Source organism: Shigella sonnei (genome assembly GCF_002950395.1).
Lineage (GTDB): Bacteria > Pseudomonadota > Gammaproteobacteria > Enterobacterales > Enterobacteriaceae > ECMA0423.
This window is the reverse complement of the sequence record NZ_CP026802.1, coordinates 3,423,936-3,450,654: the sequence shown is the minus strand read 5'-3', so window position 1 is coordinate 3,450,654 and position 26,719 is coordinate 3,423,936. Positions and strand designations below refer to the sequence as shown.

Here is a 26,719-nt window from a genome sequence, read left to right as displayed (position 1 = left end):
AACAACGAAAGTTGTTCGTGAGTCTCTCGAATTTTCGCAACACGATGATGAATCGAAAGAAACATCTTCGGGTTGTGAGGTTAAGCGACTAAGCGTACACGGTGGATGCCCTGGCAGTCAGAGGCGATGAAGGACGTGCTAATCTGCGATAAGCGTCGGTAAGGTGATATGAACCGTTATAACCGGCGATTTCCGAATGGGGAAACCCAGTGTGTTTCGACACACTATCATTAACTGAATCCATAGGTTAATGAGGCGAACCGGGGGAACTGAAACATCTAAGTACCCCGAGGAAAAGAAATCAACCGAGATTCCCCCAGTAGCGGCGAGCGAACGGGGAGGAGCCCAGAGCCTGAATCAGTGTGTGTGTTAGTGGAAGCGTCTGGAAAGGCGCGCGATACAGGGTGACAGCCCCGTACACAAAAATACACATATTGTGAGCTCGATGAGTAGGGCGGGACACGTGGTATCCTGTCTGAATATGGGGGGACCATCCTCCAAGGCTAAATACTCCTGACTGACCGATAGTGAACCAGTACCGTGAGGGAAAGGCGAAAAGAACCCCGGCGAGGGGAGTGAAAAAGAACCTGAAACCGTGTACGTACAAGCAGTGGGAGCACGCTTAGGCGTGTGACTGCGTACCTTTTGTATAATGGGTCAGCGACTTATATTCTGTAGCAAGGTTAACCGAATAGGGGAGCCGAAGGGAAACCGAGTCTTAACTGGGCGTTAAGTTGCAGGGTATAGACCCGAAACCCGGTGATCTAGCCATGGGCAGGTTGAAGGTTGGGTAACACTAACTGGAGGACCGAACCGACTAATGTTGAAAAATTAGCGGATGACTTGTGGCTGGGGGTGAAAGGCCAATCAAACCGGGAGATAGCTGGTTCTCCCCGAAAGCTATTTAGGTAGCGCCTCGTGAATTCATCTCCGGGGGTAGAGCACTGTTTCGGCAAGGGGGTCATCCCGACTTACCAACCCGATGCAAACTGCGAATACCGGAGAATGTTATCACGGGAGACACACGGCGGGTGCTAACGTCCGTCGTGAAGAGGGAAACAACCCAGACCGCCAGCTAAGGTCCCAAAGTCATGGTTAAGTGGGAAACGATGTGGGAAGGCCCAGACAGCCAGGATGTTGGCTTAGAAGCAGCCATCATTTAAAGAAAGCGTAATAGCTCACTGGTCGAGTCGGCCTGCGCGGAAGATGTAACGGGGCTAAACCATGCACCGAAGCTGCGGCAGCGACGCTTATGCGTTGTTGGGTAGGGGAGCGTTCTGTAAGCCTGCGAAGGTGTGCTGTGAGGCATGCTGGAGGTATCAGAAGTGCGAATGCTGACATAAGTAACGATAAAGCGGGTGAAAAGCCCGCTCGCCGGAAGACCAAGGGTTCCTGTCCAACGTTAATCGGGGCAGGGTGAGTCGACCCCTAAGACGAGGCCGAAAGGCGTAGTCGATGGGAAACAGGTTAATATTCCTGTACTTGGTGTTACTGCGAAGGGGGGACGGAGAAGGCTATGTTGGCCGGGCGACGGTTGTCCCGGTTTAAGCGTGTAGGCTGGTTTTCCAGGCAAATCCGGAAAATCAAGGCTGAGGCGTGATGACGAGGCACTACGGTGCTGAAGCAACAAATGCCCTGCTTCCAGGAAAAGCCTCTAAGCATCAGGTAACATCAAATCGTACCCCAAACCGACACAGGTGGTCAGGTAGAGAATACCAAGGCGCTTGAGAGAACTCGGGTGAAGGAACTAGGCAAAATGGTGCCGTAACTTCGGGAGAAGGCACGCTGATATGTAGGTGAAGTCCCTTGCGGATGGAGCTGAAATCAGTCGAAGATACCAGCTGGCTGCAACTGTTTATTAAAAACACAGCACTGTGCAAACACGAAAGTGGACGTATACGGTGTGACGCCTGCCCGGTGCCGGAAGGTTAATTGATGGGGTCAGCGCAAGCGAAGCTCTTGATCGAAGCCCCGGTAAACGGCGGCCGTAACTATAACGGTCCTAAGGTAGCGAAATTCCTTGTCGGGTAAGTTCCGACCTGCACGAATGGCGTAATGATGGCCAGGCTGTCTCCACCCGAGACTCAGTGAAATTGAACTCGCTGTGAAGATGCAGTGTACCCGCGGCAAGACGGAAAGACCCCGTGAACCTTTACTATAGCTTGACACTGAACATTGAGCCTTGATGTGTAGGATAGGTGGGAGGCTTTGAAGTGTGGACGCCAGTCTGCATGGAGCCGGCCTTGAAATACCACCCTTTAATGTTTGATGTTCTAACGTGGACCCGTGATCCGGGTTGCGGACAGTGTCTGGTGGGTAGTTTGACTGGGGCGGTCTCCTCCTAAAGAGTAACGGAGGAGCACGAAGGTTGGCTAATCCTGGTCGGACATCAGGAGGTTAGTGCAATGGCATAAGCCAGCTTGACTGCGAGCGTGACGGCGCGAGCAGGTGCGAAAGCAGGTCATAGTGATCCGGTGGTTCTGAATGGAAGGGCCATCGCTCAACGGATAAAAGGTACTCCGGGGATAACAGGCTGATACCGCCCAAGAGTTCATATCGACGGCGGTGTTTGGCACCTCGATGTCGGCTCATCACATCCTGGGGCTGAAGTAGGTCCCAAGGGTATGGCTGTTCGCCATTTAAAGTGGTACGCGAGCTGGGTTTAGAACGTCGTGAGACAGTTCGGTCCCTATCTGCCGTGGGCGCTGGAGAACTGAGGGGGGCTGCTCCTAGTACGAGAGGACCGGAGTGGACGCATCACTGGTGTTCGGGTTGTCATGCCAATGGCACTGCCCGGTAGCTAAATGCGGAAGAGATAAGTGCTGAAAGCATCTAAGCACGAAACTTGCCCCGAGATGAGTTCTCCCTGACCCTTTAAGGGTCCTGAAGGAACGTTGAAGACGACGACGTTGATAGGCCGGGTGTGTAAGCGCAGCGATGCGTTGAGCTAACCGGTACTAATGAACCGTGAGGCTTAACCTTACAACGCCGAAGGTGTTTTGGCGGATGAGAGAAGATTTTCAGCCTGATACAGATTAAATCAGAACGCAGAAGCGGTCTGATAAAACAGAATTTGCCTGGCGGCCGTAGCGCGGTGGTCCCACCTGACCCCATGCCGAACTCAGAAGTGAAACGCCGTAGCGCCGATGGTAGTGTGGGGTCTCCCCATGCGAGAGTAGGGAACTGCCAGGCATCAAATTAAGCAGAAGGCCATCCTGACGGATGGCCTTTTTGCATTGGCGCAGAAAAAAATGCCGGGTGCGACGCTGGCGCGTCTTCTCCAGCCTGGGCAGGCACGGCAGGGGCAGCTTATTCCTCCACATACGCCAGATTCAGCAACGGATACGGTTTCCCCAAATCGTCCACCTCAGAGCGTCCCGTAACCTTAAAACCCACCTTCTTATAGAACCCAACCGCCTGCTCATTTTGCTCATTAACGTTGGTTGTCAGTTCCGGTGCCATCGAGAGCGCATGCTCCACCAGCATCCGACCCACGCCGCAGCCGCACACATCAGGATCGATAAACAGCGCATCCATATGCTGCCCACTTAACAACATAAACCCAACCGGCTGATCCCGTTCATTAACCGCGACCCACAACGGCGCTTCCGGCAGGAAGGAACGAACTAGCACCTCCAGCTCGGCCCGATACTCTGCTGATAAAAAATCGTGTGTGGCATCGACAGAACGACACCAAATCGCAACGAGTTCCTCCCCTTCCTCATGCCGTGAGCGGCGAATACTAATAACCATTTTCTCTCCTTTTCGTCATTCTTATATTCTAACGTAGCCTTTTCCTTGAAACTTTCTCACCTTCAACATGCAGGCTCGACATTGGCAAATTTTCTGGTTATCTTCAGCTATCTGGATGTCTAAACGTATAAGCGTATGTAGTGAGGTAATCAGGTTATGCCGATTCGTGTGCCGGACGAGCTACCCGCCGTCAATTTCTTGCGTGAAGAAAACGTCTTTGTGATGACAACTTCTCGTGCGTCTGGTCAGGAAATTCGTCCACTTAAGGTTCTGATCCTTAACCTGATGCCGAAGAAGATTGAAACTGAAAATCAGTTTCTGCGCCTGCTTTCAAACTCACCTTTGCAGGTCGATATTCAGCTGTTGCGCATCGATTCCCGTGAATCGCGCAACACGCCCGCAGAGCATCTGAACAACTTCTACTGTAACTTTGAAGATATTCAGGAACAAAACTTTGACGGTCTGATAGTTACCGGCGCGCCGCTGGGCCTAGTGGAGTTTAATGATGTCGCTTACTGGCCGCAGATCAAACAGGTGCTGGAGTGGTCGAAAGATCACGTCACCTCGACGCTGTTTGTCTGCTGGGCGGTACAGGCCGCGCTCAATATCCTCTACGGCATTCCTAAGCAAACTCGCACCGACAAACTCTCTGGCGTTTACGAGCATCATATTCTCCATCCTCATGCGCTTCTGACGCGTGGCTTTGATGATTCATTCCTGGCACCGCATTCGCGCTATGCTGACTTTCCGGCAGCGTTGATTCGTGATTACACCGATCTGGAAATTCTGGCAGAGACGGAAGAAGGGGATGCATATCTGTTTGCCAGTAAAGATAAGCGCATTGCCTTTGTGACGGGCCATCCCGAATATGATGCGCAAACGCTGGCGCAGGAATATTTCCGCGATGTGGAAGCCGGACTAGACCCGGATGTACCGTATAACTATTTCCCGCACAATGATCCGCAAAACAAACCGCGCGCGAGCTGGCGTAGTCACGGTAATTTGCTGTTTACCAACTGGCTCAACTATTACGTCTACCAGATCACGCCATACGATCTACGGCACATGAATCCAACGCTGGATTAATCTTCTGTGATAGTCGATCGTTAAGCGATTCAGCACCTTACCTCAGGCACCTTCGGGTGCCTTTTTTATTTCCGAAACGCACCTCAGCAAGTGAATAAATTTTATTCATATTGTTATCAATAAGTTATCAAGTATTTTTAATTAAAATGGAAATTGTTTTTGATTTTGCATTTTAAATGAGTAGTCTTAGTTGTGCTGAACGAAAAGCGCACAACGATCCTTCGTTCACAGTGGGGAAGTTTTCGGATCCATGACGAGGAGCTGCACGATGACTGAACAGGCAACAACAACCGATGAACTGGCTTTCACAAGGCCGTATGGCGAGCAGGAGAAGCAAATTCTTACTGCCGAAGCGGTAGAATTTCTGACTGAGCTGGTGACGCATTTTACGCCACAACGCAATAAACTTCTGGCAGCGCGCATTCAGCAGCAGCAAGATATTGATAACGGAACGTTGCCTGATTTTATTTCGGAAACAGCTTCCATTCGCGATGCTGATTGGAAAATTCGCGGGATTCCTGCGGACTTAGAAGACCGCCGCGTAGAGATAACTGGCCCGGTAGAGCGCAAGATGGTGATCAACGCGCTCAACGCCAATGTGAAAGTCTTTATGGCCGATTTCGAAGATTCACTGGCCCCGGACTGGAACAAAGTGATCGACGGGCAAATTAACCTGCGTGATGCAGTTAACGGCACCATCAGCTATACCAATGAAGCAGGCAAAATTTATCAGCTCAAGCCCAATCCAGCGGTTTTGATTTGTCGGGTACGCGGTCTACACTTGCCGGAAAAACATGTCACCTGGCGTGGTGAGGCAATCCCCGGTAGCCTGTTTGATTTTGCGCTCTATTTCTTCCACAACTATCAGGCACTGTTGGCAAAGGGCAGCGGTCCCTATTTCTATCTGCCGAAAACCCAGTCCTGGCAGGAAGCGGCCTGGTGGAGCGAAGTCTTCAGCTATGCAGAAGATCGCTTTAATCTGCCGCGCGGCGCCATCAAGGCGACGTTGCTGATTGAAACGCTGCCCGCCGTGTTCCAGATGGACGAAATCCTTCACGCGCTGCGCGACCATATTGTTGGTCTGAACTGCGGTCGCTGGGATTACATCTTCAGCTATATCAAAACGTTGAAAAACTATCCCGATCGTGTCCTGCCAGACAGACAGGCCGTGACGATGGATAAACCATTCCTGAATGCTTACTCACGCCTGCTGATTAAAACCTGCCATAAACGCGGTGCTTTTGCGATGGGCGGCATGGCAGCGTTTATTCCGAGCAAAGATGAAGAGCGTAATAACCAGGTGCTCAACAAAGTAAAAGCGGATAAAGCGCTGGAAGTCAATAACGGTCACGATGGCACATGGATCGCTCACCCAGGCCTTGCGGACACGGCAATGGCGGTATTCAACGACATTCTCGGCTCCCGTAAAAATCAGCTTGAAGTATTGCGCGAACAAGACGCGCCGATTACTGCCGATCAGCTGCTGGCACCTTGTGACGGTGAACGCACCGAAGAAGGTATGCGCGCCAACATTCGCGTGGCTGTGCAGTACATCGAAGCGTGGATCTCCGGCAACGGCTGCGTGCCGATTTATGGCCTGATGGAAGATGCGGCGACGGCTGAAATTTCCCGTACCTCGATCTGGCAGTGGATCCATCATCAAAAAACGTTGAGCAATGGCAAACCGGTGACCAAAGCCTTGTTCCGCTAGATGCTGGGCGAAGAGATGAAAGTCATTGCCAGCGAACTGGGCGAAGAACGTTTCTCCCAGGGCCGTTTTGACGATGCCGCACGCTTGATGGAACAGATCACCACTTCCGATGAGTTAATTGATTTCCTGACCCTGCCAGGCTACCGCCTGTTAGCGTAAACCACCACATAACTATGGAGCATCTGCACATGAAAACCCGTACACAACAAATTGAAGAATTACAGAAAGAGTGGACTCAACCGCGTTGGGAAGGCATTACTCGCCCATACAGTGCGGAAGATGTGGTGAAATTACGCGGTTCAGTCAATCCTGAATGCACGCTGGCGCAACTGGGCGCAGCGAAAATGTGGCGTCTGCTGCACGGTGAGTCGAAAAAAGGCTACATCAACAGCCTCGGTGCACTGACTGGCGGTCAGGCGCTGCAACAGGCGAAAGCGGGTATTGAAGCAGTCTATCTGTCGGGATGGCAGGTAGCGGCGGACGCTAACCTGGCGGCCAGCATGTATCCGGATCAGTCGCTCTATCCGGCAAACTCGGTGCCAGCTGTGGTGGAGCGGATCAACAACACCTTCCGTCGTGCCGATCAGATCCAATGGTCCGCGGGCATTGAGCCGGGCGATCCGCGCTATGTCGATTACTTCCTGCCGATCGTTGCCGATGCGGAAGCCGGTTTTGGCGGTGTCCTGAATGCCTTTGAACTGATGAAAGCGATGATTGAAGCCGGTGCAGCGGCAGTTCACTTCGAAGATCAGCTGGCGTCAGTGAAGAAATGCGGTCACATGGGCGGCAAAGTTTTGGTGCCAACTCAAGAAGCTATTCAGAAACTGGTCGCGGCGCGTCTGGCAGCTGACGTGACGGGCGTTCCAACCCTACTGGTTGCTCGTACCGATGCCGATGCAGCGGATCTGATCACCTCCGATTGCGACCCGTATGACAGCGAATTTATTACCGGCGAGCGTACCAGTGAAGGCTTCTTCCGTACTCATGCGGGCATTGAGCAAGCGATCAGCCGTGGCCTGGCGTATGCGCCATATGCTGACCTGGTCTGGTGTGAAACCTCCACGCCGGATCTGGAACTGGCGCGTCGCTTTGCACAAGCTATCCACGCGAAATATCCGGGCAAACTGCTGGCTTATAACTGCTCGCCGTCGTTCAACTGGCAGAAAAACCTCGACGACAAAACTATTGCCAGCTTCCAGCAGCAGCTGTCGGATATGGGCTACAAGTTCCAGTTCATCACCCTGGCAGGTATCCACAGCATGTGGTTCAACATGTTTGACCTGGCAAACGCCTATGCCCAGGGCGAGGGTATGAAGCACTACGTTGAGAAAGTGCAGCAGCCGGAATTTGCCGCTATACCTTCGTATCTCACCAGCAGGAAGTGGGTACAGGTTACTTCGATAAAGTGACGACTATTATTCAGGGCGGCACGTCTTCAGTCACCGCGCTGACCGGCTCCACTGAAGAATCGCAGTTCTAAGCAACCGACGGTAATGACTCCAACTTATTGATAGTGTTTTATGTTCAGATAATGCCCGATGACTTTGTCATGCAGCTCCACCGATTTTGAGAACGACAGCGACTTCCGTCCCAGCCGTGCCAGGTGCTGCCTCAGATTCAGGTTATGCCGCTCAATTCGCTGCGTATATCGCTTGCTGATTACGTGCAGCTTTCCCTTCAGGCGGGATTCATACAGCGGCCAGCCATCCGTCATCCATATCACCACGTCAAAGGGTGACAGCAGGCTCATAAGACGCCCCAGCGTCGCCATAGTGCGTTCACCGAATACGTGCGCAACAACCGTCTTCCGGAGACTGTCATACGCGTAAAACAGCCAGCGCTGGCGCGATTTAGCCCCGACATAGCCCCACTGTTCGTCCATTTCCGCGCAGACGATGACATCACTGCCCGGCTGTATGCGCGAGGTTACCGACTGCGGCCTGAGTTTTTTAAGTGACGTAAAATCGTGTTGAGGCCAACGCCCATAATGCGTGCAGTTGCCCGGCATCCAACGCCATTCATGGCCATATCAATGATTTTCTGGTGCGTACCGGGTTGAGAAGCGGTGTAAGTGAACTGCAGTTGCCATGTTTTACGGCAGTGAGAGCAGAGATAGCGCTGATGTCCGGCAGTGCTTTTGCCGTTACGCACCACCCCGTCAGTAGCTGAACAGGAGGGACAGCTGATAGAAACAGAAGCCACTGGAGCACCTCAAAAACACCATCATACACTAAATCAGTAAGTTGGCAGCATCACCCACAGATCCTTTTAATATCAATAGCTGTTCTTTCGGAAGTGCTGGAATTATTGCAACAGATTGGTTAATAACATGATCATTTGACCATTTCAGGAGGCTATAATCTACATTCATAAAATCCATCAGAGAATAGTGTTTAATATCCTCTTTGCTTTCGCTCATGATTCTTATTTTGTCGTTAGTTACATTAGGATCATAAACCGAAACCACGTAATGGGTACATCCTTCAGTTGTGTTCTTTATTCTTAGCCGGACCGTCAAAGCATGGTTATCCACCAGTAATATGGCTGCCATAACACTGATGCCATTTGATTCCATCTTGTCAAAATATGCTTTCATAACTAGCCCGAAATCACCGCAGGCAGCAACGCAACGCCCCTCAGGACGGCTGGAAATCAACGCCAAAGTCTGGTTTTTGCATTTTTTGTTGAAGTGAGTGAGAAATTTTTCAGCTGAAGAATAATCATCTTGATGGGGTTTGTAATCAACATTCTGATAAATATCATTAATATATTGTGCAGCAATGTGTCGGCATACTATACGGTTTTGGGGTCGCCCCGGAAAATAACATTGACCATTAAGTTTAATTCTTGGGAATTCTTTTTCTTTTCTATCTGATTTTAGGTTTAATTCTTGTTTATCAAGAGTGTCTGAGCGTTGAGGTAAAATTTCCATTAGGTATTCTTCAAATATTGGAGCAATGGTTTGAGTGAGTGTCGTGTTTTCGTTTTATTAATTATCGTAATTTCTTTCTTATCAGCTTGTAAGACGGACGTGGAAAATTTAATGACAAAATCCTTGTTGCTAAAGATATGACGACCATTTTGTCTACAGTTCTCTGAGAAGCTTTTTAATAGAGGCGTCGCCAGCTCCTTGCCAGAAAATTTATCCTCGAGTTCTTTATAAAACAATTCACTCAGGGTTTGGTGTTCATTTGTCTGGGCTGTATTATTAATATTTGCAGAGAAAGAACTACGAGGAATACGAGTAATCATTTAAATATCTCATTGTTTATTGATGTCTTAAATTTTAACTATCAGAACAGTGAAAAAATTTAATATGATTACAACTAAAGAAATATCATAAATCGCTCAATCTCATAATGCAGCCGTAAAAGTTTCGGTGGAATGAGATCTTGCGATTTTGTTAATAATTAAGTGGTTTGATGTTTAAAAATAATGCTGAGTTAATAAAAGTGTGTGAAGTGTATGACATTAAGTTATTTTGGCGTCAATGCGATTAACAGACACCCTTATTCTATTGCCACTCAGGTATGATGGGCAGAATATTGCCTCTGCCCGCCAGAAAAAGTCAGCGCATTCCACCGTACGCCAGCGTCACTTCCTTCGCCGCTTTAATCACCATCGCGCCAAACTCGGTCACGCGGTCATCGGTAATACGTGAAATCGGTCCGGAAATAGAAATTGCGGCAAACGGTTCACGGTGCTCATCGAAAATACACGCTGCAAGGCAACGTAGCCCCAGTGCATGTTCCTCATCGTCAAATGAATAGCCCCGTTTGCGCGTTTGGGCGAGATCTTCTTTTAAATGCACAGGAGACACCAGCGTTGCGTGGGTATAGGCATGTAACCCTTTGCGGTGCAGCAGCTTCGTCACCTGTTCTTCGCTCAGTTGGGCTAAAAAGGCTTTACCTGCACCGGAAGCGTGCATCGGCAATTTACCGCCGATAGGTGCGGACATACGCATCAGGTGAGTACACTGTACCTGATCGATAATAATCGCTTCGTGATCGCTTTGATCAAGCACCGCCATATTGACCGTTTCGCCAGACTCTTCCATTAGATTGCGCAGGATAGGGTGAACAATCGCTAACAAATTACGGCTCTGGAGAAAGCTGCTGCCGACCATAAAGGCATGTGCGCCGATTGCCCAGTGTCCCAGTTCGCCAACCTGACGCACGAAACCCTGCTGTTGCATCGTGGTTAGCAGGCGGTGGGTCGTGGAATTGGGTAACCCGGCTTGTTGCGCCAGTTCCGTGAGTGCCACACTGCCATTGGATTCGGCAATCCACTCCAGTAATTTCAGGCCACGCGTTAAAGACTGAACCTGTCCAGTCGCTGGTGCGGTGGCAACGGCGGGTTTTCTGCCGCGTTTCGCGGGAATGGGTGCGACCATGACAGTCTCCTTTTTCTGTATCGTGGAAATCATTTTCATTTTTATTGTTAGTTAATGCAATAGTTGCTGAACTGATCCGATGAGTTAATGTTGAACAAATCTCATGTTGCGTGGTGGTCGCTTTTACCACAGATGCGTTTATGCCAGTATGGTTTGTTGAATTTTTATTAAATCTGGGTTGAGCGTGTCGGGAGCAAGTGTGAGCAGCAAAGTGGAACAACTGCGTGCGCAGTTAAATGAACGTATTCTGGTGCTGGACGGCGGTATGGGCACCATGATCCAGAGCTATCGACTGAACGAAGCCGATTTTCGTGGTGAACGCTTTGCCGACTGGCCATGCGACCTCAAAGGCAACAACGACCTGCTGGTACTCAGTAAACCGGAAGTGATCGCCGCTATCCACAACGCCTACTTTGAAGCGGGCGCGGATATCATCGAAACCAACACCTTCAACTCCACGACCATTGCGATGGCGGATTACCAGATGGAATCCCTGTCGGCGGAAATCAACTTTGCGGCGGCGAAACTGGCGCGCGCCTGTGCTGACGAGTGGACCGCGCGCACGCCGGAGAAACCGCGCTACGTTGCCGGTGTTCTCGGCCCAACCAACCGCACGGCGTCTATTTCTCCGGACGTCAACGATCCGGCATTTCGTAATATCACTTTTGACGGGCTGGTGGCGGCTTATCGAGAGTCCACCAAAGCGCTGGTGGAAGGTGGTGCGGATCTGATCCTGATTGAAACCGTTTTCGACACCCTTAACGCCAAAGCGGCGGTATTTGCGGTAAAAACGGAGTTTGAAACGCTGGGCGTTGAGCTGCCGATTATGATCTCTGGCACCATCACCGACGCCTCCGGGCGCACGCTCTCCGGGCAGACCACCGAAGCATTTTACAACTCATTGCGCCACGCCGAAGCGCTGACCTTTGGCCTGAACTGTGCGCTGGGGCCCGATGAACTGCGCCAGTACGTGCAGGAGCTGTCACGGATTGCGGAATGCTACGTCACCGCGCACCCGAACGCCGGGCTACCCAACGCCTTTGGTGAGTACGATCTCGACGCCGACACGATGGCAAAACAAATACGTGAATGGGCGGAAGCGGGCTTTCTCAATATCGTCGGCGGCTGCTGTGGCACCACGCCACAACATATTGCAGCGATGAGTCGTGCAGTAGAAGGATTAGCGCCGCGCAAACTGCCGGAAATCCCCGTAGCCTGCCGTTTGTCCGGCCTGGAGCCGCTGAACATTGGCGAAGATAGCCTGTTTGTGAACGTGGGTGAACGCACCAACGTCACCGGTTCCGCTAAGTTCAAGCGCCTGATCAAAGAAGAGAAATACAGCGAGGCACTGGATGTGGCCCGCCAGCAGGTGGAAAACGGCGCGCAGATTATCGATATCAATATGGATGAAGGGATGCTCGACGCCGAAGCGGCGATGGTGCGTTTTCTCAATCTGATTGCCGGTGAACCGGATATCGCTCGCGTGCCGATTATGATCGACTCCTCAAAATGGGAGGTCATCGAAAAGGGGCTGAAGTGTATTCAGGGCAAAGGCATTGTTAACTCTATCTCAATGAAAGAGGGCGTCGACGCCTTTATCCATCATGCGAAACTGTTGCGTCGTTACGGTGCAGCGGTGGTGGTAATGGCCTTTGACGAACAGGGACAGGCCGATACCCGCGCACGGAAAATCGAGATTTGCCGTCGGGCGTACAAAATCCTCACCGAAGAGGTTGGCTTCCCGCCAGAAGATATCATCTTCGACCCGAACATCTTCGCGGTCGCCACCGGCATTGAAGAGCACAACAACTATGCGCAGGACTTTATCGGCGCCTGCGAAGACATCAAACGCGAACTGCCGCACGCGCTGATTTCCGGCGGCGTATCTAACGTTTCTTTCTCATTCCGTGGCAACGAACCGGTGCGCGAAGCCATTCACGCGGTGTTCCTCTACTACGCTATTCGCAATGGCATGGATATGGGGATCGTCAACGCCGGGCAACTGGCGATTTACGACGACCTGCCCGCTGAACTGCGCGACGCGGTGGAAGATGTGATTCTTAATCGTCGCGATGATGGCACTGAACGTTTACTGGAGCTTGCCGAGAAATATCGCGGCAGCAAAACCGACGACACCGCTAACGCCCAGCAGGCGGAGTGGCGCTCGTGGGAAGTGAATAAACGTCTGGAATACTCGCTGGTCAAAGGCATTACTGAGTTTATCGAGCAGGATACCGAAGAAGCCCGCCAGCAGGCTACGCGCCCGATTGAAGTGATTGAAGGCCCGTTGATGGACGGCATGAACGTGGTCGGCGATCTGTTTGGCGAGGGGAAAATGTTCCTGCCACAGGTGGTCAAATCGGCGCGCGTCATGAAACAGGCAGTGGCCTACCTCGAACCGTTTATTGAAGCCAGCAAAGAGCAGGGCAAAACCAACGGCAAGATGGTGATCGCCACCGTGAAGGGCGACGTCCACGACATCGGTAAAAATATCGTTGGTGTGGTGCTGCAATGTAACAACTACGAAATTGTCGATCTCGGCGTTATGGTGCCTGCGGAAAAAATTCTCCGTACCGCTAAAGAAGTGAATGCTGATCTGATTGGACTTTCGGGGCTTATCACGCCGTCGCTGGACGAGATGGTTAACGTGGCGAAAGAGATGGAGCGTCAGGGCTTCACCATTCCGTTACTGATCGGTGGCGCGACGACCTCAAAAGCGCACACGGCGGTGAAAATTGAGCAGAACTACAGCGGCCCGACGGTGTATGTGCAGAATGCCTCGCGCACCGTTGGTGTGGTGGCGGCGCTGCTTTCCGATACTCAGCGCGATGATTTTGTCGCTCGTACCCGCAAGGAGTATGAAACCGTACGTATTCAGCACGGGCGCAAGAAACCGCGCACACCACCGGTCACGCTGGAAGCGGCGCGCGATAACGACTTCGCTTTTGACTGGCAGGCTTACACGCCGCCGGTGGCGCACCGTCTCGGCGTGCAGGAAGTTGAAGCCAGCATCGAAACTCTGCGTAATTACATCGACTGGACACCGTTCTTTATGACCTGGTCGCTGGCCGGGAAGTATCCGCGCATTCTGGAAGATGAAGTGGTGGGCGTTGAGGCGCAGCGGCTGTTTAAAGACGCCAACGACATGCTGGATAAATTAAGCGCCGAGAAAACGCTGAATCCGCGTGGCGTGGTGGGCTTGTTCCCGGCAAACCGTGTGGGCGATGACATTGAAATCTACCGTGACGAAACGCGCACCCATGTGATCAACGTCAGCCACCATCTGCGTCAACAGACCGAAAAAACGGGATTCGCTAACTACTGTCTCGCTGACTTCGTTGCGCCGAAGCTTTCTGGTAAAGCAGATTACATCGGCGCATTTGCCGTGACTGGCGGGCTGGAAGAGGACGCACTGGCTGATGCCTTTGAAGCGCAGCACGATGATTACAACAAAATCATGGTGAAAGCGCTTGCCGACCGTTTAGCCGAAGCCTTTGCGGAGTATCTCCATGAGCGTGTGCGTAAAGTCTACTGGGGCTATGCGCCGAACGAGAACCTCAGCAACGAAGAACTGATCCGCGAAAACTACCAGGGCATCCGTCCGGCACCGGGCTACCCGGCCTGCCCGGAACATACGGAAAAAGCCACCATCTGGGAGCTGCTGGAAGTGGAAAAACATACTGGCATGAAACTCACAGAATCTTTCGCCATGTGGCCTGGTGCATCGGTTTCGGGTTGGTATTTCAGCCACCCGGACAGCAAGTACTACGCGGTGGCGCAAATTCAGCGCGATCAGGTTGAAGACTATGCCCGCCGTAAAGGTATGAGCGTCTCCGATGTTGAGCGCTGGCTGGCACCGAATCTGGGGTATGACGCGGACTGATTCACAAATCTGTCACTTTTCCTTACAACAAACAGGGCGCTCAATGAGTGCCCTGTCTCTTTATTAATATGAAACACTTATACTGGAAACAGGCTGGAATAATCTTAGCCGGAAAAACGAATGTCAAAAGGCACAGTAAAGATGCCAGTCAGCGTGTTTCCGGTCCTTTGGTCATTCAATTGCTTCAGGAACATATAACGATAAGGAGAACCTGAACTCGTGTTAACGCTGCTTCACCTGCTTTCTGCCGTCGCCCTGCTGGTCTGGGGGACTCATATTGTTCGAACCGGCGTAATGCGCGTCTTCGGCGCGCGTTTGCGTACTGTCCTTAGCCGGAGCGTCGAAAAAAAGCCGCTCGCCTTTTGCGCGGGGATCGGCGTTACCGCACTGGTACAGAGCAGTAATGCCACCACCATGCTGGTGACCTCGTTCGTCGCTCAGGATCTGGTAGCCCTCGCACCGGCTCTGGTGATTGTGCTGGGTGCAGATGTCGGGACGGCGCTAATGGCGCGTATTCTCACCTTCGACTTATCCTGGCTGTCACCGTTACTTATTTTTATCGGCGTGATTTTTTTCCTCGGACGCAAACAGTCACGCGCCGGGCAACTGGGCCGCGTCGGTATTGGTCTTGGGCTGATTTTGCTGGCGCTGGAGTTGATTGTGCAGGCCGTAACGCCGATCACCCAGGCAAACGGCGTTCAGGTGATCTTTGCCTCGCTGACCGGCGATATTCTGCTGGATGCGCTGATTGGCGCGATGTTCGCCATTATCAGCTACTCCAGCCTTGCTGCTGTACTGCTGACCGCGACTCTGACCGCCGCAGGCATTATCTCCTTCCCCGTGGCGCTCTGTCTGGTGATTGGTGCTAACCTCGGTTCCGGCCTGCTGGCGATGCTCAACAACAGTGCCGCCAATGCCGCAGCCCGCCGTGTCGCGCTGGGTAGTTTGCTGTTTAAGCTGGTGGGTAGCCTGATTATCCTGCCGTTTGTCCATTTGCTGGCAGAGACAATGGGGAAGTTGTCATTGCCAAAAGCGGAACTGGTGATCTATTTCCACGTCTTCTACAACCTTGTACGTTGCCTGGTCATGCTGCCATTTGTTGACCCGATGGCACGGTTTTGCAAAACGATTATTCGCGATGAACCGGAACTGGATACCCAGCTACGGCCTAAACATCTGGATGTCAGCGCGCTGGATACGCCCACGCTTGCTCTGGCGAACGCCGCGCGCGAAACCCTGCGCATTGGCGACGCCATGGAACAGATGATGGAAGGGCTGAATAAAGTGATGCACGGCGAGCCACGGCAGGAGAAAGAGCTGCGTAAGCTGGCAGATGATATCAACGTTCTCTACACCGCCATTAAGCTGTATCTGGCGCGAATGCCAAAAGAGGAACTGGCAGAAGAAGAGTCGCGTCGCTGGGCGGAGATTATTGAAATGTCGCTCAACCTTGAACAGGCTTCCGATATCGTCGAGCGCATGGGCAGCGAAATTGCTGATAAATCGCTGGCAGCACGGCGGGCATTTTCGCTTGATGGGTTGAAGGAACTGGATGCGCTCTATGAGCAATTGCTCAGTAATTTAAAGCTGGCAATGTCGGTGTTCTTCTCTGGCGATGTCACCAGCGCTCGTCGTTTGCGCCGCAGCAAGCATCGCTTTCGCATTCTTAATCGCCGCTATTCCCACGCCCACGTCGATCGCCTGCATCAGCAAAACGTGCAGAGCATTGAAACCAGTTCGCTACATTTAGGCTTACTGGGAGATATGCAGCGTCTGAACTCGCTGTTTTGTTCGGTGGCTTACAGTGTGCTGGAACAGCCGGATGAAGATGAAGGACGGGACGAGTATTAATATTGTGAATCCTGTAGGCCTGATAAGACGCGTCAAGCGTCGCATCAGGCACTATGAACAAGATGCCGGATCATGCATCCGGCAATTCACTTAAAAACGGTGACCCGCTTCCAGCGGCACCGCTTCTTCACCGGCCTTAAACACATAAGTGGTGTTCGGGCCACCCAGCGTAGCGTGACCTTTACTCACCGTGATCCAGTTACCTTCCGGTAGACCAATAATCGTCAGTTCTGGCGCGACGACCAGCAGTTCGCGAATACGCTGCTCACGGGTTTCACCTTTATGGCCTTCCGGCAGCGCGTTGGTGAAGTGCGGGTTGATTTGCAGCGGGAACAGATTTAGCGCATCGAAACCTTGCGGATCGACAATCGGCATATCGTTGGTGGTACGAATGGTTGGGCAAGCAAGGTTAGCGCCTGCGCTCCAGCCAATATACAGCGCACCACGTTTAACCACGTCAGTAATTGGTGCCAGCAGCCCGCGCTCGCGGCACTGTTTCAGCAACTGGAAAGTATTCCCGCCCCCGACAATCACGATCTCAGCATTTTCAATCGCGGCAACGGGATCGACAACGCTATGAATACCGGTGACAGAAACACCCAGCGGAGCGAGAACCGCAGCCGTTTTCGCTGTGTAATCATCCCAGGTCTGCGTTACGCCAGCGAAAGGGATAAACACCGCTGAGCGGCGACCCTGCAACTGTTCAGCAATTAGCGGCAGTGCATGTTCCAGCCAGGCTTTACCCGGCAGCGTCGAGTTACTCAATAAAAGCAGTTCCATTACTTCTCCGGTTAGTAAGAAATCACGGAAGGCATGCTACCACTGCGAATTTAACCACTTACTGACATGGCTCACGATGTCACGTATTGCACCGGGCGCTGAGACTGATGACAAACACAGCATTGCCTGATGCGCTACGCTTACCAGGCCTACCAGATAACTGCAATATATTGAATTTTCGAGATTATGTAGGCCGAATAAGGCTTTATTCCGCATCCGGCATAAACAATGTGTACTTTGCCACCAATTTGAGCGCCCCTTAAGGCGCTGATGTTTTTTTATCCTTCTCGTGCACATTGGGCCGCTTCAGCAATCAGCCGCACATCAGGTCGCGAAGTTGCCGCGGCGACCAGCCAGCGACATGCAGAGTTAAGTAGCGCGATTAATCATGGGAAATTGCCTCTGCATGAGTGAGCAGATATTGCTCCGCCTCACCGGACCAGATCCCCTGATGACGCGCCAGAATCGCCGCCAGTGCTTGATCCTGAATCTGCGTGAGTGACGTCAGCGGCAGGTATTTCCCGGTATACACCAGCTTTTTGCCGCCGCCGACGGCAGGCAATTCAAGCGTGGTTTCGCCCGCGGCATTCAGCCCAAGAATATGTGTTACCACTTTTGCGGCCTGCACTTTTTTCTCTTCAATCAGTTTGACCGCCGCGCGCATGTCGTCGGTATTGCCGCCTGACGTGCCCACGTAGTGGGTAAATGCATAATGCACATCGTAGAAATTAATTGGCGCGCTGAAATGTTTATCCTGCGGTCCGGCGAAGAAATTCAGGCAACCATCTGTCGCCAGCAAGGAAGAGGCGAGAGTCACCAGTCCTTCATTAGGCACAAAGACGAAAATATCATCGAAGCCGTGACCGCCACTCAGCGCCATTAACGTATCAAATGCTGCATCGGTGGCATTGAGATAATGAATCAGTGTTTGCGGTTCTGATGGATAGTGCTTGCGCGCATAACTCAATTTGTCGTTGTCGGTATCGGTAATGACGAGCAGCGACGGGTTAACTGGTCCATGCAGCGCATAATCAATCGCCAACAATCCCATTGGTCCGGTGCCGCCGAGGATCAGCGTGCGCCCTTGCGGGCGAATCCCCATCGTGTGGTTATAACTACCTTCCTGAAGATGATAGTTGGCGTTGAACGCGCCAATCACGCAGGAAAGCGGTTCAACCAGCGAGCCTTCAAAATAGGTTTCGCCGTCGTATGCCAGCAGGCAATCTTGTTCCATGACCTCGTTGGGAATAACCACATGCGTGGCTTCGCCGCCCACCCACGGGAAGGAGTAGCCGGGGCAGTCCGGGCGGTCAGGGAGTTTCAGGTTGGCCTGAATCACATAACGCTGACCCGGCTGGAATTTGTGCTGCCACTTTTTACCCACGGCCAGAATATCGCCGCAAAACTCGTGGCCGATGATGATTGGGTTGGTCGCCACATCGTCGGGTACTTTTTTATGGTTTTCACCCAGGTTGCCTCTTTCCAGGAAGAGAGGCACAGGCTGTCAGTGACCACCGTCGCGAGGATTTCATCCTCCTGCATTTCAGGAAGGTCAAAGGTTTCCAGGCGTAAATCACGTTTACCATAAAGACGCAGAGCTGTTGTTTTCATAAACCACCTCATGTTGAGCGATGGCCCCGGCAGTCGTGCCGGGGCGAAGAATCAGGACAGGAAGCCCAGCGCATTGCCGATAATCCCTAAGCCAAACAGGGCGAAAATCAGCCATACCGGGTTAATTTTTTTGTTGAGCAGACGAACCATCAGTAGCGTCAGACCGAGCGCCAGCAAACCAGGGCAAAGTTGGTCGAGAATGTTCTGCACGGTCATGATGACGGTGGAGCCATCGGCGGCATGCGTTTGTGAAACCACCAACGGTACGTTGATTGACGTCCATTTGGTGACCAGCACGCCCATCACAAACAGTCCGAGAATCGACGCGCCTTCGGTGAGTTTTTGCAGCACATTCCCGCCCATATCGCTGACGATATTCACCCCTTTGCGAAAGCCGAGCTGTAGGCCATACCACTTCATCGCCAGACGCACCGCATTGAAAATAAAGAAAAACAGCAGCGGGCCGAGGATGTTGCCAGAAAGTGCCAGAGATGCGCCGAGCGCAGCGGTAATCGGGCGCAGCGTTCCCCAGACCAGTGGATCGCCAACTCCTGCCAATGGTCCCATCAGACCGACTTTGATGCCGTTAATGGTACCGTCATCAATTTCCGCGCCGTTGGCCCGCGCCTCTTCCATGGCGGCAGTGACGCCGATGACCGGGCCACATACGGCTGGCGTGGTATTGAAGAACACCAGGTGTCGCCTGAGCGCCGCAACCTGATCCTCTTTTAATGGGTAAAGTCGCTTGATGGCGGGGATCATGTCGTAGCAAAAGCCCAGTCCGTGAATACGTTCAAAGTTAAAGGACGCCTGTTGCAGGTTGGAGCGCAGAAACATGCTCACCAGATCGCTGCGTGTAATTTTTCTCTGTTCCATGATGGCTCCGTTAATCGTCAAGTTGGTCAAGGGCGGTGGAGGCGGTGGCCTGGAGTTGAGGTTCAGCTTTACGCCACTGTGGATTTAGCTGGATGTAGACCAGGGCCATGATCACGCCGACGCCACCGAACGCCAGCAGGCTGAGATCGAGGTAGCCACCTGCGAGGAAACCGAGGAAAAAGAAAGGCATCAAATATTTCACGCCCATCATACGTAGCACCATGGCGTAACCGACCACCACGATAAAACCGCCAGCAATTTGCAGTCCACGGGTCACAAATTCGGGAATGGCGTTTAACATATTGCTGACCATATCGGCGCTGACGAACAGTGAGACAATCAGTGCCGGAATAGCAACGCGCAGCGCCTGCACGCCAAGCGCGGAGACATGCAGAATATCGAGAGTGCGAAACCGCGCCTCTTCCGCTGCTTTATCCGCCGCGTGCTGGAACACTACGGTGATGGTACGGGCAAACACCGTCAGCACTTGGCCTGCCGCAGCCACAGGCAACGCGATGGCGATTCCGGTGGCGATGCTTTGCTGACCAACGATAACCAGAATGGCGGAGATTATGCTGGCGAGTGCAGAATCCGGAGATTGCGCCGCGCCGACGTTCATCCAGCCGAGAGCTATCAATTCCAGCGTACCACCGAGTATTATTCCGGTTTTTAAATCACCGAGAATTAAACCAATCACCGTACAGGCAATTAACGGGCGATGAGTCTGAAATTCATCCAGCACGCTGCCCATTCCGGCAATACAGGAAAAAAGAAATATAGCAATAATTTGTAGGGTACTTATTTCCATGATTTGTCACCTTTTAAGTGTCGTCATCCCTGCCTGTTAAAGCATATGTACACAGGCGCTATTATTTAATTTGCGATTAACTGTTCGTTTATTTTGTCGATAATATTGATTGAGGGATCTGACGCTACGACGCGTAAATCCATTATGACGCCAAGATTATTTAACTCATGAAATGCGTTAATATCATCATCATCTAATGAAACCGCTTTGGTTAACTGTTTTTTACCGGGCCGCCAGGCCATGCCGCCAATATTCAGGGTGCCTATTTTTACCCCCTGGCGAACCATCGCTAAGGCATCCTGTGGGCGAGTGAAAAGATAAAAAACGGTTTCGTCCTAATATTGCGGGTTGTGATAAACCGCGACGGCTTTTTCAATATTGACCACGTTAACCTTCATTCCCGGTGGCGCAGCCTGACGCAATAATGTCCGGCGCACTTCATCGTTATAAACTTCGTCATTGCAGATAATAATGCGCTGGGCGTTAGCCACTTTCGACCAGACGGTAGTGACCTGGCCGTGGATCAGACGGTCATCAATGCGGGCGAGCGTAATGTTCATCAGAAATCTTCCTCTGCCGTTGCCAGTTGTTTCCAGACAACGCAGGTTTGCTTTGCGATTTGCGTCAGGTGTTCACACAGTTCATCAACATTCATGCTGTCCTGGTTATCAACCAGTTCGAGCGCCAGCGGCAGGGAAAGGCCGCTGATTACCCGCAGACGAGGATTGCGCATCGCAAGCATCGCTGCCGCATTCCACGGGCTGCCGCACTGTAAATCCACGGCAATCAGCCACTCATCTTGATTGTGAATGCTTACTAACTTTTCCAGCTTTGCTACGATGTCTCCGGCGTTCTCGCCTGGTACAAATTCAACCGCCTCGACATTGGCGTCGCCGTACACCATCTGAACCGATTCCAGCATGGCGCAAGCTAATTTGCCGTGGGCACAAAAAATGGCGTTGACCATAAAGCCTCCTTATCCGCGCGTTTTGCCGCCCGCAATGTTAGTGGTTACTCCGGTGATGTAGCTGGCGCGTTCAGACAGCAGATAACAAACAAAATCAGCGACTTCTGCTAATCTTCCGGCGCGCCCAATAGGAATGGCGTTTTTGGTATAGCCTTCACGCAGCTGCTCGACGGTGATATTGCGCGTCCACGCCAGCGCCTCTTCATATTCCGGCGTGCGTAGCCCGGTTTTTTCCAGAATCCCCGGCGCGATACCGACCACACGGATACCGTGTTTACCCAGCTCTTTCGACCAGGAGCGCGTGAAGCTATTGAGCGCGGCTTTGGTAGCGGCGTAACAGCTTTGGCCTTCTGAGCCTTCCAGTCCACTTTCTGAGGAAACATTCACAATCACGCCATCATGTTGTTTGACCATCTGGCGCGCCACCGCCTGCGACATCAGAAAAACGCCTTTTTGGTTGATATTGACCATTTTTTCGAATGCAGCTTCGTTGAGTTCATACTGCCCGGCAGGCGCTTTCTCATCGACCAGCAGACGCGGGAAATTGACCCCGGCGTTATTGACCAGACCGTCGATGCGACCAAAACGCTGGATAATTTCCGCTACCGTATGATTTACCTCTTTGGCGCTGGAAATATCGGTCGGCCAAAACTGATAGCCTTTATGAACTTCATATTGACCATCGCCACCGTGAATATCTACCATCTGTACGTTTGCGCCTTGTGCTAATAATTCCTCTACAATCGCCAGACCAATACCGGATGCGCCGCCGGTGACGATAATGATTTTATCCTGCAAATTTAACCACGTTTGCATAACAGACTCCTGATTTTAGATAATAGGGACCCGCCGTAATTTTTATTACGGTAAACATCGGGAAGATTTTTATTTCAGTAATAGTTCAGCTGTGCTGCTATTCGTTACCAGACAATTAATATATTTTCCACGCAGTGCACCAACAATTCCGCTGTATTTTTCTTCACTCATGGCAATGCCAATGGAATACCGCGCCTGCTTTCAGGTCGTCACTCTCTTCACCACCATAAAACGCATGCCAGTTAGCGCCGTCGCGAATGGCCGGTGAGCCAATTCCCACCAGGGCGACATCCAGATTATCCCAGTAGGCAGAGATGGTTTTAAAGTGCTGAGACTGCATGATCCCATTACGAATTAAGGGGTTATCCAGCAGAGCCGGAAAATCCGCGAGATGCGATTCCCCTTTCAGCTTCGCTGCCACGCTGTAGGTTAATGTGTTTACGTGATAGCGGCTTTCGAGTTTACCGGACGGTCCGCCAATAATTGGCACGCAGATTAACTGCCGCGATTGCCCCGCTTGCGGCAAGTTTTCAACCAGTGCGCTCACCGCGCGACCCTAGGAAAAACCGACAATATCGCCAGGCTCCAGCAAGCGATCCAGCAGTTGCGCGCCGTGTAACCCCATCATCGCCAGTTGAGTCTCTTCATCCTCATCATTTCCCGACACCACCACAACGTCTTTCAAGCCAAACTTTTGCTTCAGTTGCTGCTCCAGCCAGAGATTTTCGTTGTAGTCATAGTTGATGGCGATGGTGACAATTCCCTGATCGCGGCCTCGTTTAAGCAAGCGGCTGATGGTGGTGCGGTAAATACCCAGTTCGCGCGCGATTTGCGCCTGCGTCATATCCTGTTCGTAATAGAGTTGGGCAATCTTCACAATCAAACGGATATCGTCACTGTTTTCCATTGCCGCCTCCTGGTTCTGCACATTTGTGCAAATACGCTTTCTCACCGCTTGATCTGATATAACCCCATTATGAGGGCCTTTCAAAGCGATTTTTCACTCTTTGCATGGGGAGAAATAGCGCTTTCTCTTGCACATTTGTTTCTCTGCGTAGTAGTCATCAGCACAGGTGTGCAGCGATTCGTAATATGTTGATTATCCTTATTTTGCCAGGCAAATTTGCATCGTACTTCCGGAGACACTTTTGTGATAAAAGGCGTGGCAGATCACATTTAATTTCGACGTTGCCGCATAACCCTGTTTTTCCCCGCTAAGAGGTACGGTATATTCCGCGTTTTACAGGAGAATTTATGCTGCCCGACTCATCAGTCCGTTTAAATAAATACATCAGCGAAAGCGGAATTTGCTCACGCCGCGAAGCGGATCGCTATATCGAGCAAGGCAATGTGTTCCTTAATGGCAAGCGAGCCACCATTGGTGATCAGGTGAAACCCGGCGACATTGTGAAAGTAAACGGTCAGTTGATTGAGCCTCGGGAAGCCGAAGATTTGGTACTTATCGCCCTGAACAAGCCCGTCGGTATTGTCAGCACCACCGAAGATGGCGAGCGCGATAACATTGTCGATTTCGTTAACCACAGCAAACGCGTGTTCCCGATTGGCCGCCTGGATAAAGACTCCCAGGGGCTGATTTTCCTCACCAATCACGGCGATCTGGTGAATAAGATCCTCCGTGCGGGTAACGATCATGAGAAAGAGTATCTGGTGACGGTCGATAAACCGATTACCGATGAATTTATTCGTGGTATGGGGGCGGGAGTGCCGATCCTCGGGACGGTGACGAAAAAGTGCAAAGTCAAAAAAGAAGCACCGTTTGTCTTCCGCATTACCCTGGTGCAGGGGTTGAACCGTCAGATCCGGCGCATGTGCGAGCATTTCGGCTATGAAGTGAAAAAGCTGGAACGTACGCGCATTATGAACGTCAGCTTAAGCGGCATTCCGCTGGGAGAATGGCGCGATTTAACCGACGACGAGCTTATCGATCTCTTTAAGCTCATTGAAAATTCCTCTTCCGAGGCGAAGCCCAAAGCGAAGGCCAAACCGAAAACAGCGGGCATCAAACGTCCAGTCGTTAAGATGGAAAAAACGGCGGAAAAAGGCGGTCGCCCGGCGTCCAACGGTAAGCGTTTTACCTCGCCGGGGCGTAAAAAGAAGGGGCGCTGATTAACGCCTCAGACTGATGAAAACGGCCCAAAAGTGCTCGGACAGTCCCCTCGCCCCTTCGGGAAAAGGGTTAGGGTGAGGGGAAAATTGTGTTCACACTGACGAGTGAAAATCTCAGGCGTTGATTGTTCATTAGCGCCTGCCGCGCGTCGACGTATTTGCTGACCAGCTAAATGACGCTTCAGGATCCGGTTTATAAGCCTGCTTTTTCTTCAATTGGCGGGCTTTTTTCGCTTCAGCCTCACGCTCGACCATTAATTTATCGATGTACTCTTTCTTAATGCTGTTGGTTTCGGAGTTGGTCAGTACGCGACCATGCGCAATCCGCGCCCGATCCAGCAGTGTTTTAAGTTCACGCTGCTCGCGTTCAGTCATCTCTTTTTGGGTAATACGGGGGAGTGCCATGATGGTGCCCTCAGTGAGCCAGAGAGTTCAGTGTACGGGAATTCGTTTGCGAGCAGAACTGATAATATTCATTTTGCCTTCTCTTAACTATTTATCTCTTTCGATAATTAATTAGAGATGCAGATAAAAAAATTAAAGGCAATTATTCTCGATAAAGACGTTGGTTAACAGAGTACAGGCTCGTTTATTGATAAGCATAGTGACAAGAAAATCAATACGGCCCGAAATATAGCTTCCAGGCCATACAGTATTTACTCAAACAAATTACTATGCAGTTTTTGCACCACCTGCTCGGCATCTTCGCCGGGCACCAGGAAGCACAGGTTATGGCTGGATGCGCCGTAACAAATCATGCGAATGTTGAACGGTTCCAGTACGCCGAATACCTCTTTGCCAACGCCGCAGGCTTTTGACAGGTCATTGCCAATCAACGCGACCAGCGCCAGACCTTCTTCTACTTCCACCCGGCACAGTGCGGAAAGCTCCATCAGCAGAGATTGCGTCAGCAACGTATCGCCAGTGGAGGTTGAACCGGTGGTATCAAGGGTTAATGCCACGCTCACTTCTGACGTGGTGATTAAGTCTACCGAAATATTATGCCGCGCGAGGATGCCGAAAACTTCCGCGAGGAAACCGCGAGAATGCAGCATATTCAGGCTGTGCAAAGTGAGCAGAGTCTGATTGCGACGAAGCGCCAGCGCGCGGAACAGCGGCGGATTTTCAGTTTTATTGCACACCAGCGTACCACCTGCGCGTGGGTCTTTGCTGGAGCCGACAAAGACCGGGATATCGCTGCGTACTGCGGGTAGCAACGTTGCCGGATGCAGTACTTTTGCACCAAAAGTTGCCATCTCTGCCGCTTCGGCAAACGCGATTTCATCAATGCGTTTTGCTGCGGAAACTACGCGTGGATCGGTGGTGTAGATGCCCGGGACGTCGGTCCAGATATCAACACGAGATGCGTGTAAAGCCTCCGCCAGCAAGGCTGCCGTATAATCGCTGCCTCCACGGCCAAGCGTCGTTGTACGACCTTTATTTTCGCTACCGATAAATCCCTGGGTGATCACTAAGCCTTCATTGAGGCGTGGGAGCAGCTGCAGCGCGGCCAGTTCCGCCAGCGCGGCTACATCTGGCTCTGCACGACCAAATCGGTCGTTGGTACGCATCACTTTACGTACATCAAACCACTGTGCCTGAACATCGCGTTCGCGCAGGATTTCGACAAACAGCAGGGTCGACATCAGCTCGCCGTGGCTGACCAGCTCATCTGTCAGCGCCGGAGACGTTGCCAGCGCCGCCGCTTCTGCCAGAACAGTAATGTTCTCCAGCAGACGTTCAATCTCTTCACGGATAACGTTCGGGTAACGCAGACGTTCCAGAATGGCAAACTGGATGTTGCGAATAGCGTCGAGTTTTTCGAATCGCTCGCCAGGTTCCAGCCCTTCCGCTAAAGCGACCAGCAGATTAGTGATACCAGCAGAAGCCGAGAGGACTACTAAACGCACGTTGGCATCAGAAAGCACAATATCAGCGCTGCGGTTCATGGCGTCAAAATCAGCTACGCTGGTACCGCCAAATTTGGAGACAACAATTTCAGACATAACTACCTCGTGTCAGGGGATCCATTTTCAGCCTTGGCACAAGGGAAGAGC

At 51.8% G+C, this 26,719-nt stretch carries 14 protein-coding genes, 2 rRNA genes and 6 pseudogenes; 8 read left to right on the top strand and 14 right to left on the bottom strand.

Annotated elements, in window-relative coordinates:
- The first annotated feature begins 78 nt into the window (after nucleotides 1-78).
- Both C1P89_RS17930 and rrf read left to right on the top strand, forming a co-directional pair.
- Nucleotides 79-2,982, top strand: a 23S ribosomal RNA gene (locus C1P89_RS17930).
- A 94-nt stretch (nucleotides 2,983-3,076) separates the two neighbouring features.
- Nucleotides 3,077-3,192, top strand: a 5S ribosomal RNA gene (gene rrf / locus C1P89_RS17925).
- A gap of 117 nt (nucleotides 3,193-3,309) precedes the next feature.
- On the opposite strand, the gene C1P89_RS17920 is transcribed toward rrf, so the two are convergent.
- The gene (locus tag C1P89_RS17920) at nucleotides 3,310-3,753 is read right to left on the bottom strand and encodes an acetyltransferase (RefSeq protein ID WP_000236999.1); all 444 of its coding nucleotides are present in this window, start codon (nucleotides 3,751-3,753) and stop codon (nucleotides 3,310-3,312) included.
- A 156-nt stretch (nucleotides 3,754-3,909) separates the two neighbouring features.
- On the opposite strand from C1P89_RS17920, the gene metA reads away from it, so the two are divergent.
- From metA to aceA, 3 genes and pseudogenes are all read left to right on the top strand, one after another.
- Nucleotides 3,910-4,839, top strand: coding sequence for a homoserine O-acetyltransferase MetA (metA, locus tag C1P89_RS17915; RefSeq protein WP_001122783.1), 930 nt, complete (start codon nucleotides 3,910-3,912; stop codon nucleotides 4,837-4,839).
- 268 nt (nucleotides 4,840-5,107) lie between these two features.
- A pseudogene (gene aceB, locus C1P89_RS17910) lies at nucleotides 5,108-6,709 on the top strand (malate synthase A).
- A 29-nt stretch (nucleotides 6,710-6,738) separates the two neighbouring features.
- Nucleotides 6,739-8,030, top strand: a pseudogene (aceA, locus tag C1P89_RS17905) (isocitrate lyase).
- 24 nt (nucleotides 8,031-8,054) lie between these two features.
- On the opposite strand, the gene C1P89_RS17900 reads toward aceA, so the two are convergent.
- From C1P89_RS17900 to iclR, 3 genes and pseudogenes are all read right to left on the bottom strand, one after another.
- Nucleotides 8,055-8,752, bottom strand: a protein-coding gene (locus C1P89_RS17900) for an IS1-like element IS1A family transposase (protein WP_094096600.1) whose coding sequence is annotated in 2 segments (ribosomal slippage) — nucleotides 8,055-8,503 and nucleotides 8,503-8,752 — 699 coding nt in all. Because the reading frame shifts where the segments join, the coding sequence is not laid out codon by codon here.
- A gap of 49 nt (nucleotides 8,753-8,801) precedes the next feature.
- Nucleotides 8,802-9,802: pseudogene (locus C1P89_RS17895) on the bottom strand (ShET2/EspL2 family type III secretion system effector toxin); the annotation flags it as partial.
- 316 nt (nucleotides 9,803-10,118) lie between these two features.
- Complete coding sequence (iclR, locus tag C1P89_RS17890; protein ID WP_000226403.1) at nucleotides 10,119-10,943, bottom strand: glyoxylate bypass operon transcriptional repressor IclR; 825 nt, start codon at nucleotides 10,941-10,943, stop codon at nucleotides 10,119-10,121.
- A 199-nt stretch (nucleotides 10,944-11,142) separates the two neighbouring features.
- On the opposite strand from iclR, the gene metH reads away from it, so the two are divergent.
- Nucleotides 11,143-14,826, top strand: coding sequence for a methionine synthase (metH, locus tag C1P89_RS17885; RefSeq protein WP_000096018.1), 3,684 nt, complete (start codon nucleotides 11,143-11,145; stop codon nucleotides 14,824-14,826).
- A gap of 219 nt (nucleotides 14,827-15,045) precedes the next feature.
- Complete coding sequence (locus C1P89_RS17880) at nucleotides 15,046-16,677, top strand: Na/Pi cotransporter family protein (protein WP_000956830.1); 1,632 nt, start codon at nucleotides 15,046-15,048, stop codon at nucleotides 16,675-16,677.
- Between the two features lie 90 nt (nucleotides 16,678-16,767).
- On the opposite strand, the gene pepE is transcribed toward C1P89_RS17880, so the two are convergent.
- From pepE to C1P89_RS17840, 8 genes and pseudogenes are all read right to left on the bottom strand, one after another.
- Nucleotides 16,768-17,457, bottom strand: a complete 690-nt coding sequence (pepE, locus tag C1P89_RS17875; protein ID WP_000421763.1) for a dipeptidase PepE — start codon at nucleotides 17,455-17,457, stop codon at nucleotides 16,768-16,770.
- A 382-nt stretch (nucleotides 17,458-17,839) separates the two neighbouring features.
- A pseudogene (gene sorE, locus C1P89_RS17870) lies at nucleotides 17,840-19,068 on the bottom strand (L-sorbose 1-phosphate reductase).
- Nucleotides 19,069-19,119: 51 nt separating this feature from the next.
- Nucleotides 19,120-19,944, bottom strand: coding sequence for a PTS system mannose/fructose/sorbose family transporter subunit IID (locus tag C1P89_RS17865; protein ID WP_000437900.1), 825 nt, complete (start codon nucleotides 19,942-19,944; stop codon nucleotides 19,120-19,122).
- A 10-nt stretch (nucleotides 19,945-19,954) separates the two neighbouring features.
- Nucleotides 19,955-20,752, bottom strand: coding sequence for a PTS mannose/fructose/sorbose transporter subunit IIC (locus C1P89_RS17860; RefSeq protein ID WP_000406317.1), 798 nt, complete (start codon nucleotides 20,750-20,752; stop codon nucleotides 19,955-19,957).
- A 65-nt stretch (nucleotides 20,753-20,817) separates the two neighbouring features.
- A pseudogene (locus C1P89_RS17855) lies at nucleotides 20,818-21,312 on the bottom strand (PTS sugar transporter subunit IIB).
- Nucleotides 21,312-21,719, bottom strand: coding sequence for a mannose/fructose/sorbose PTS transporter subunit IIA (locus C1P89_RS17850; RefSeq protein WP_000245618.1), 408 nt, complete (start codon nucleotides 21,717-21,719; stop codon nucleotides 21,312-21,314). The pseudogene C1P89_RS17855 and the gene C1P89_RS17850 overlap by 1 nt, the downstream one beginning before the upstream one ends.
- Before the next feature lie 9 nt (nucleotides 21,720-21,728).
- Nucleotides 21,729-22,535, bottom strand: a complete 807-nt coding sequence (locus tag C1P89_RS17845; protein ID WP_001195440.1) for an SDR family oxidoreductase — start codon at nucleotides 22,533-22,535, stop codon at nucleotides 21,729-21,731.
- A 69-nt stretch (nucleotides 22,536-22,604) separates the two neighbouring features.
- Nucleotides 22,605-23,442: pseudogene (locus C1P89_RS17840) on the bottom strand (sugar-binding transcriptional regulator).
- Nucleotides 23,443-23,789: 347 nt separating this feature from the next.
- On the opposite strand from C1P89_RS17840, the gene rluF reads away from it, so the two are divergent.
- Nucleotides 23,790-24,662, top strand: coding sequence for a 23S rRNA pseudouridine(2604) synthase RluF (rluF, locus tag C1P89_RS17835; protein ID WP_000936346.1), 873 nt, complete (start codon nucleotides 23,790-23,792; stop codon nucleotides 24,660-24,662).
- Nucleotides 24,663-24,794: 132 nt separating this feature from the next.
- Here the strand turns inward: rluF and C1P89_RS17830 are convergent, their stop codons facing one another.
- Together C1P89_RS17830 and lysC are read right to left on the bottom strand one after the other, a co-directional pair.
- The gene (locus tag C1P89_RS17830; protein ID WP_001207638.1) at nucleotides 24,795-25,067 is read right to left on the bottom strand and encodes a YjbD family protein; all 273 of its coding nucleotides are present in this window, start codon (nucleotides 25,065-25,067) and stop codon (nucleotides 24,795-24,797) included.
- 251 nt (nucleotides 25,068-25,318) lie between these two features.
- Nucleotides 25,319-26,668: a lysine-sensitive aspartokinase 3 gene (gene lysC / locus C1P89_RS17825; RefSeq protein ID WP_001290322.1), complete on the bottom strand. Its 1,350-nt coding sequence runs from the start codon at nucleotides 26,666-26,668 to the stop codon at nucleotides 25,319-25,321.
- Between the last annotated feature and the right edge of the window lie 51 nt (nucleotides 26,669-26,719).